We start from the raw sequence: 8,081 nt of genomic DNA, 5'->3' as shown, positions 1-8,081 counted from the left end.
TCTCACCCTCACACCTCCCCACACCCCTCACATCCTCCTCTCTCCACTGCCCGTCGTCTCGTCGCCGGGCCGAACAAAGTGATTCACCGTGATCCTCGGAAAAGCATCCACTGACCCCTCTCCCCCGTCCTCCGGCACCTCGCCCGGGGCCTCCCCCGACACCCGGTCCGGCACCTCCCGCCCCAGCGGCGGGGGTACCAGCGTCCAGCGCATCTCGCAGGCCCTGGACCGGCGCCAGGACCGCCACCTGCAGCGCAAGTGGTACTTCATCGTCGCTGACGCGGCGGCGGTGTTCACCGCCACGTTCATCGCCAACGCGCTGAGCCTCTACCTGTGGAAGCCGCTGGGCTGGGCGCTGGTGGAGGAGTTCTTCTCGCTGCGCAGTCTCGGCATGACCACGTTGCTGACGGTGTGCTGGGTCGCCGCGATCGCACTGTGCCGCGGCTACAGCCACCAGGCGCGGGCGTTCCCGACCATCGGGCGGGAGTACGTCCTCAAGGGGTCGCTGACCTACTTCGCGTTCCTGGCGTGCGTGGACGCCCTGTCGAACTACGGGCTGTTCCGCCAGTTCGCGTTGATGGCCCTGCCTGCGGGGCTGGTGCTGATGACCGTCGCCCGGTACCTGGCGCGCCGGTACACCGCACGTTTCCGGTCGGACCTGCAGCGGCAGTTCCTGGTGATCGGCAACGTCGCCGACATCAACAAGCTGCTGTGCACCTCCTGGCACGAGAACAACACCCCTCGACACCCGCAGGACGCACAGAACCCGCAGGACGCCCCGTCCGGCGAGGGCAGCTCCGGCTGGATCCACGCGATCCTGGTCACCGACCCGCACAACCTCGACCAGCTGGCCGACACCGGGGACGTCCCGATCAACTCGATCTGCATCGACGAGTCGTTCTCCAACGAGGACTTCGTGGCCACGGCCGCCGGATACAACTGTGACGCGGTGTGGGTGGCGTCGTTGGCGGAGTTCGGCCACCGCAACCTGCGTCGGCTGTCCTGGCACCTGGACCGGCTGAACATGCGCCTGTACCTGGACCCGATGATCGAGGGCATCGCGGGCACCCGGCTGAACGTGGTGCCCTTCGGCCCGAGTCACACGCTGTACGTCGACCGGCCGCGGTTCAACGCGGCCAACGGCCTGTCCAAGCGGATCTTCGACATCGTGGTCTCGGCGTTCGCGCTGGTGGCGGTGTCGCCGATTCTGGCGGTCACGGCGCTGGCGATCAAGCTGGAGGACGGCGGCCCGGTGTTCTACATCAGCGACCGCATCGGCTACCACGGGAAGTCCTTCCGGATCCTGAAGTTCCGCAGCATGCACACCGACGCCGACGAGCGTCTGCAGAAGCTCCGTGAGGAGGTCGGCGCCGAGGGCCTGTTCAAGATGAAGGACGATCCCCGGGTCACCCGGGTCGGCCGTGTGATCCGCAAGACCAGCATCGACGAGCTCCCGCAGTTCGTCAACGCCCTGTTCGGGACGATGAGTGTGGTCGGACCCCGCCCGCACCTGCAGCACGAGGTCGACGCCTTCGGCGACGACATGCGCATGCGCATGGAGGTCCGCCCGGGCATCACCGGCCTGTGGCAGGTGTCCGGACGCTCGGACCTGACCCCCGACCAGGCGGAGAAGCTGGACCTGTACTACGTGGACAACTGGTCGCTGGCGCTGGACGTCCGCACGATCCTGCAGACGGTCCGCGCGGTCGTCCTGTCGAGGGGGGCGTACTAGATGACCACGATCCTGCACGTCACCGACTGCTTCGACGGCGGGGTGGCCACCGCTGTCAACCAGTACGCGCGGCTGACCCCGGAGTACCGCCACCTGCTGCTGGCCAACAACGCCCGCAGCACCGCCCCCACCGCCGCACGCTCCCCCGGGGCGTTCGCCGTGGACGAGAGGCTGCCGTCGTCGCCCGCCTCCGCGGTCACCGCGGTGCGCCGTGCGGTGGCCGGTCACCGTCCCGACGTGGTGCACGCCCACTCGAGCTTCGCCGGCGCCTACACCCGGGTGGCCCGTTCCCTCGACCTGGTCACCCCGGGCCGCCCGGCGCGGCCGGTGGTCTACACCCCGCACAGCTTCGCCTTCGAACGGGCCGACATCCCCCGGTGGAAGCGGCAGGCGTTCCGGATGATGGAGCGTTCCCTGCACCCGCTGACCACCGTCGGGGCGTCCTGCGCGCAGTGGGAGGGTGAGCTGATGGTCGGTCTGGGCCGCACACCGGTGGTCGTCGTCCCGAACGCGCTGATGGACGACCACCCCGCCGAACCGGGCAGCTGGCGTCCCCCGCGGGACGGTGACCGTCCGGTGGTGGGCGTGGTGTCCCGGGTGACGCCCCAGCGCGACCCGGCGTTCTTCGCCGAGACCGCGCGGCTCATCCGGCGACGGATCCCCGACGCCCGTTTCGTGTGGATCGGCGACGGGGACGGGAAGGACGCCTCGCTGGTCGACGTCCTGACGTCCGCCGGGGTGGAGGTGACCGGGTGGCTGACCGGCGACGAGCTGCGCCGCCGGGTCGCCGGCCTGTCCCTGGTGCTGCACACCGCCCGGTGGGACGGTTTCCCCATGGCGGTGCTCGAGGCCCGTCGGGTGGGTGTCCCGCTGCTGGTGCGCGACATCCCGGCACTGCGGGAGTGCCCCGCCACCGCCCGGTTCGACTCGCCGCAGGACGCCGCGGAGAAGGCGGTGACCATCATCCGGGAACGCACCGACCCGTCGCACTGGGCCGGGCTCGACGAATCCCACACCCCCGAACGCCAGCACGCGGCGCTCACCGAGGCGTACTCACTGGCCCTCGAACTCACAGGAAGGAGGCCCGATGCGCAGAAGCACTGACTCCGGTGCCGGCGCAGACGCCGGACACCGTCCGCTGCGGACGGCGCTGAACTCGCCGCTGGTCGTCGCGGTTCTGCTCGGCGCGGTGGCTATCGTCGTCGGCCTGGTCGCCCGCGCCACCATCACCGGACGCTTCGGCGGCTTCGGCAACGACGCCGGCACCATCCGGGAGATCATGACCTCGCCGTTCAGCGCCATGGACCTGGGCTACGGCTCCTACTCGGTGATCGCGCACTTCTACACCGCCCTCGGCATGGAGGACGCCCCCACCGCGGCGTCGGTGTTCGGCGCGGTGATCGGTTCGACGGCCCTGGGGATCATCCTGGTGCGCGTCGGCGGCGTCCACGCCGGACGGATCTCGCTGGTCCTGGCACTGGCGACCCCGGTCCTCATCGGCCTGTACCAGGCGACCTACACCAAGGAGATCCTGATCTCCCTGGGCATGATCGTGATCGTGCTGATGCCGGTGAACCTGGCCGGGGAGATCGTGGTCGTCGCCGCCCTGGCCCTGCTGGGCACCGAGTACCGGACGTACTGGTCGATCGTCGCGGTCATCTACGTCGTCCTGCGGCTGCTACTGGCCCGACGGACGACCGCGTGGGGACGGCGCATCGCCGCGTCCCCGTGGCGGGTGGTGCGGATCCTGGCGCTGCTGAGCGCCACCGCCGGACTGGCCGTCTGGGTCGGTACCGGTGACCCCGCCGACTACTTCCGCACCGCGGTGAACGAGGGTGAGGCACGCCAGGCGGTGACCGGGTCGATCATCGGCCGGTTCATCGACCTGCCCGAACCGCTCGGCGGTGTGGTCAACGTGGTTCTGACCACCCTGTTCTTCATCGTCCCCCTGCCGATGGCCGCGAAGTTCTCCCCCTACTACCTGCTGATCGGCATCCTCTTCGCGCTGATCTGGATCAGTGCGGTGACCGCCGCGGCCGCCGCCGCGCGTGCCCACGGGGACGACCGGCACCGCGTCCCCGTCCGGGACCGGCGGATGATGGCCCGCTTCGCCGCCGTACCGCTGTCCTTCCTCGTGGTCCAGGGACTGTTCGAACCGGACTGGGGATCGGCACTGCGGCACGCCACACCGATGCTGCCGCTGATCGTGGGTGCCGTCGCCCTCATGGAGAAGCACCGGACGCGAGAGACACAACAGACAGACCAGACAGACAAGACAGAAGAGACCGACAAGAAAAGGATCCCCATGACCGCCCCCTCCACCCCCTCAGAGCAGAACCATCTGGCCACCTACCTGGGGTATCTGCGCACGTCGTTCTGGATGCTCATCGTCGGCGCCGTCATCGGCGGCCTGCTCGGCTGGGGCGCCTCGGCACTGATGACCAAGCAGTACACCGCGACCTCGCAGCTCTACGTCGGCGCCGCGAACACCGGCAACTCCACCGACGCCTACCGCGGCACCCTGCTGAGCCAGAGCCAGGTCGGCACCTACGCCGAGATCGCCACCAGCCGCGCCCTCGGCGAGCGGGTGGCCGAGGACCTGGGCCTCGACCAGTCCCCGGCGGAGGTCGCCTCGATGCTCACCGCCGGCGCCAACCGCGACACGGTGATCCTCAACCTCAACGCCGTGGCCGGCGACGCCGAGGAGGCGCGCGACATCGCCAACTCCGCGGCCGCCCAGCTCACCGCCATGGTCGCCGAGCTCAACACCACCACCGCCCCCGGCGGGGAGTCCAGCGCACCCCAGCTGGCGCCCCTGAACGACGCCCTTACCCCCGAGTCGCCGTCCTCCCCGAAGATCCTGCAGAACGTGGGCATCGGCGCCGGTGCCGGACTGGTGCTGGGGCTCGTCGCCGCCGTGGTGCGGGGCATGACCGACAACCGGATCCGCGACCGCCGCCAGATCGCCGACATCGTCGGCGCACCGGCCATCGGCACGATCAGCACCAGCGACAGCCTCTCGGGCAGCGCCGGCACCCACGTCCTCGACTTCACCGCCGCCCCGGTGGTCGCCGCGGAGCAGTTCCGCGAACTGCGCACGAACCTGCGCTTCCTCGACGTCGACAATGCACCGACCGTCATCGCCGTGACCAGCGGCATGCCCGGTGAGGGCAAGTCCACCCTGGCCACGAACCTGGCACTGGCCCTCGCCGACGACGGCGAGCGCGTCTGTCTGGTCGACGCCGACCTGCGCCGTCCGCGCGTGGCCGACTACCTCGGCGGCGACCTGCAGTCCGAGGTCGGCCTGTCGACCGTGCTGTCCGGCGCCGCCGGTGTCGACGACATCGTCCAGGAGTCCGGGCGTGACGGCCTGTCGGTGATCACCTCAGGGCCGCAGCCGCCGAACCCGGCGGAGCTCCTCGGCTCCCAGCGTTTCCGCGACCTGCTGGCCGACCTGGACGCCCGCTTCGACTACGTCATCGTCGACGCCTCCCCGGTGCTCCCGGTGACCGACGCCGCCCTGGTCTCCTCCGCCGCCGACGGCCTGATCCTGGCCGTCAGCCACGGAGACACCACCGTGGACCAGCTGACCCAGACCACCAGCAGCCTCTCGCAGGTCGGCGCGCACGTCCTGGGCACGGTCTTCACCATGACCCCGAAGGCCGACGGCAAGAGCTACTACCGCAACGGGTACGGCTACGGCTACGGCAACACCGCGGCCGCCGTCCGGCGCACCGCGGCGACCGCCGGCACCGCCGGACTCCCGGCGCCGGCCGCCACCGGCGACAGCTCGGGTGCCGACTCAGGTGCCGACTCTGACTCCACCGCCCGCGCGACAGTGGGGGCGGACCGCTGAGTTCAGTCTCCCCCGACGGCCCCGACGGCCAGAACGACCCAGTTCGTTCCCGTCGGTGGTCGTCGTTGTTGCGTATGGGGCCTGCCCTGCTCGGACAGGGCCTGAACTTCCTGGCGATGCTCCTGCCCATCGTGGGCCAGGAGACAGGCCAGCTGGCCTACCTGATGCTGCCGTTGGCGGCGGCGACGGTGCTGTCGCGCACCTCGGTCCTGGGCTTCCACAGCCGCTACCTCACGCTGGCGGCGCCGGTGCGGGCGGCGGCGACGGGAGTGTCCCTGGGTTCCCTGCTGCTGACCACCCTGGTGTGCGGCGGGGTCGGCGCCGTACTCGCCGCGGCCGGGTCCCCGGGGGCCGCGGCGGTCGTCGGGTGGACGGCCCTGCTGGTGGTGTCGAACGGGATCTACCTCATGGCCGTGGCCGTGGCCACCCAGGAGCAGCGGATGGACGTGTACTCCACCGCACGCCTGGTCTACGGGGTGGTCAACGTGGCCGTCACCGTGGTGGTGGTGTTCGTCGTCCCCTTCCAGGCGGGACTCGTGGTTGCCGCGGTGCTCAATCCGCTGGTCGGGGCGGCACTGATCCTCACCCGTACCCGGAACCGGCTGGTCACCGTGTTCCTCCGCGAGGTGCCCCGGCTGCTCGACCGGGAGCACCGTTCTTATCTCGCGGTGTCCTCGCGGGCGACCGGGGCGACCCTGCTGTCGGAGTGCGGTTTCCAGATCCAGGGGTTCCTCACGCCGTTCCTCGGGCCCTACCAGGAGATCTGGGCCGTCGTCGTCCGCCTCACCGGTGGTTTCGGCTCGCTGGCGCAGCAGGTGATCGCCCCGTCGCTGGAGGCGCGTATTGCGGCGGCGATCCGCGCCGGCGACGCCGGCCTCACCCGACGGTGGTGCCGGATCTGCGCTCTCGGCGGGCTGCTTCTCGGCGTGCTCTGCGCGGTGGTCCAGACCGGGGCGCTGCTGTTCGCGCTCCCGGGCGACGACGCCCTGACACCGGTGGTGCTCGCCGCCACCGCCGTGTTCTGCGTGGCGTCCCTGTCGACGAACCTCTCGGTGAAGATCCCCCTGATGAAGGGCCATGACAGAGCCTTCCTCGTCTGGTCGGTCGGCCGGCTCATCCCCCTGGTCGCTCTGCTGGCGACCACCGGGGCGGTCCTGCTGGGCGGCATCGTGGTGGTGCAGACGCTCGCCGCGGTGGCTTTCCTTGCCATCGCGCTGCGCCCGGTCCGGTGAGTGACCCCGGTCACGTACGGTGGAGGCACGGGCGCCCCGCCCGGTGACCACCGGCCCCACGGGAGGGACCACCATGACACACCTGCGGAAACTCGCCCTCGCTGCGGTGACCGCCTCGGCGCTGCTGGTGTCCGCCTGCGACGCCGGGCAGCAGGACGCGACCGACGGCGCCACCTCGACGTCACCGTCAGACACGACCGACGAGGCGGCCTCGACGGTTCCCGAAGAGGTGGTGGTCCACCGCCCCGGGATGATCGACAACAACCTCACCGCTGAGGACGTCCCCCACTGGCCCGGCCCCGACCCGGCCGACTTCCTCGCACCCGGCCCTTCCTCCGGGGAGCGCGGCGCCCTCACCGGTGACGACGCCACCGCTGTCTACCGGGCAGCACAGGAGAACCCTGAGACACTGCTGCAGGAGGGCCAGGCACCACGCGATGCCGACGGGGCGTTCTGGTGGGTCGACGACCACGCCGAATGGCTGGTCGTCGAACCGGTGGAATGATGTCCTTACCTGAATTGTCGTGCGCCGCCCTGTCCGCGGGGGATCGACTTCAGCCGATCTGCAACACGGTGCGCAGCTGCGTGAACACCTCAGGGCAGACCTGGTGAATCACACTGCGCCCCTCCCGATGGCGTTCCAGCAGCCCGGCTTCGGTCATCATCTTCAGGTGGTGTGAGACCGTCGGCTGACTCAGCCCCATCATCTCGGTGAGCTCGCCGACACTGACCGGCCCACATCCGGCGGCAGCCAACTGCGACAGCATGCGCAACCGCACCGGCTCGGCCAGTACCTTGAACAGACCGGCGTAGCGGACAGACTCATCCTGCGTCAGCGGCCCGGTACCCAGGGAGCAGCACTGCCGGACGTCCAGGACGTCTGTGTCGGGTAGCGGACGGGGGGTACTCATGACCACCACGCTACATTGACGGGCGTCGATATCGGAACTACCGTCAATCATCGACGGCTGTCTATATGAACCAGGATGCAACCCCATGACCCCACTTTCGACCCCGACTGCCGGACCCGCCCGGATGTCGTTTCTGGACCGGTTCCTGCCCGTCTGGATCATCCTGGCGATGGCTTCCGGTCTTATCGTCAGCCACCTTCTCCCCGGCGTCGGTGACGCCCTGAGCGCGGTGGAGGTCGGCGGGATCTCCATTCCCATAGCCGTGGGCCTGCTGGTGATGATGTACCCGCCGCTGGCCAAGGTCCGCTACGACAAGGCCGGCAAGATCGCCGCCGACACACGGTTGATGG

At 70.0% G+C, this 8,081-nt stretch carries 6 protein-coding genes and 1 pseudogene; 6 read left to right on the top strand and 1 reads right to left on the bottom strand.

Going from position 1 to position 8,081, the window contains the following annotated elements; translation table 11 throughout:
* Positions 1-88 precede the first annotated feature (88 nt).
* The 5 genes from Q0A34_RS00035 (at position 89) to Q0A34_RS00015 (ending at position 7,325) form a co-directional block, all read left to right on the top strand.
* On the top strand, positions 89-1,732 hold the full coding sequence (locus Q0A34_RS00035) for a sugar transferase (RefSeq protein WP_291477255.1): 1,644 nt from the start codon (positions 89-91) through the stop codon (positions 1,730-1,732).
* Positions 1,733-2,836, top strand: coding sequence for a glycosyltransferase family 4 protein (locus tag Q0A34_RS00030; RefSeq protein ID WP_291477253.1), 1,104 nt, complete (start codon positions 1,733-1,735; stop codon positions 2,834-2,836). It begins immediately after the preceding gene.
* Positions 2,820-5,588, top strand: coding sequence for a polysaccharide biosynthesis tyrosine autokinase (locus Q0A34_RS00025; protein ID WP_291477251.1), 2,769 nt, complete (start codon positions 2,820-2,822; stop codon positions 5,586-5,588). The genes Q0A34_RS00030 and Q0A34_RS00025 overlap by 17 nt, the downstream gene beginning before the upstream one ends.
* A 74-nt stretch (positions 5,589-5,662) precedes the next feature.
* Complete coding sequence (locus Q0A34_RS00020; RefSeq protein WP_291477249.1) at positions 5,663-6,820, top strand: hypothetical protein; 1,158 nt, start codon at positions 5,663-5,665, stop codon at positions 6,818-6,820.
* A 73-nt stretch (positions 6,821-6,893) separates the two neighbouring features.
* On the top strand, positions 6,894-7,325 hold the full coding sequence (locus Q0A34_RS00015; RefSeq protein WP_291477247.1) for a hypothetical protein: 432 nt from the start codon (positions 6,894-6,896) through the stop codon (positions 7,323-7,325).
* Between the two features lie 49 nt (positions 7,326-7,374).
* On the opposite strand, the gene Q0A34_RS00010 is transcribed toward Q0A34_RS00015, so the two are convergent.
* The gene (locus Q0A34_RS00010; protein ID WP_291477245.1) at positions 7,375-7,731 is read right to left on the bottom strand and encodes a metalloregulator ArsR/SmtB family transcription factor; all 357 of its coding nucleotides are present in this window, start codon (positions 7,729-7,731) and stop codon (positions 7,375-7,377) included.
* Between the two features lie 85 nt (positions 7,732-7,816).
* Here Q0A34_RS00010 and Q0A34_RS00005 point away from each other — a divergent pair.
* Positions 7,817-8,081: pseudogene (locus Q0A34_RS00005) on the top strand (arsenical-resistance protein); the annotation flags it as partial.

The organism is Corynebacterium sp. (genome assembly GCF_022712195.1).
In the GTDB taxonomy this organism is placed as follows: domain Bacteria; phylum Actinomycetota; class Actinomycetes; order Mycobacteriales; family Mycobacteriaceae; genus Corynebacterium.
Note: the sequence above shows the minus strand (reverse complement) of the source record. Positions and strands in the feature narration are given on the sequence as shown.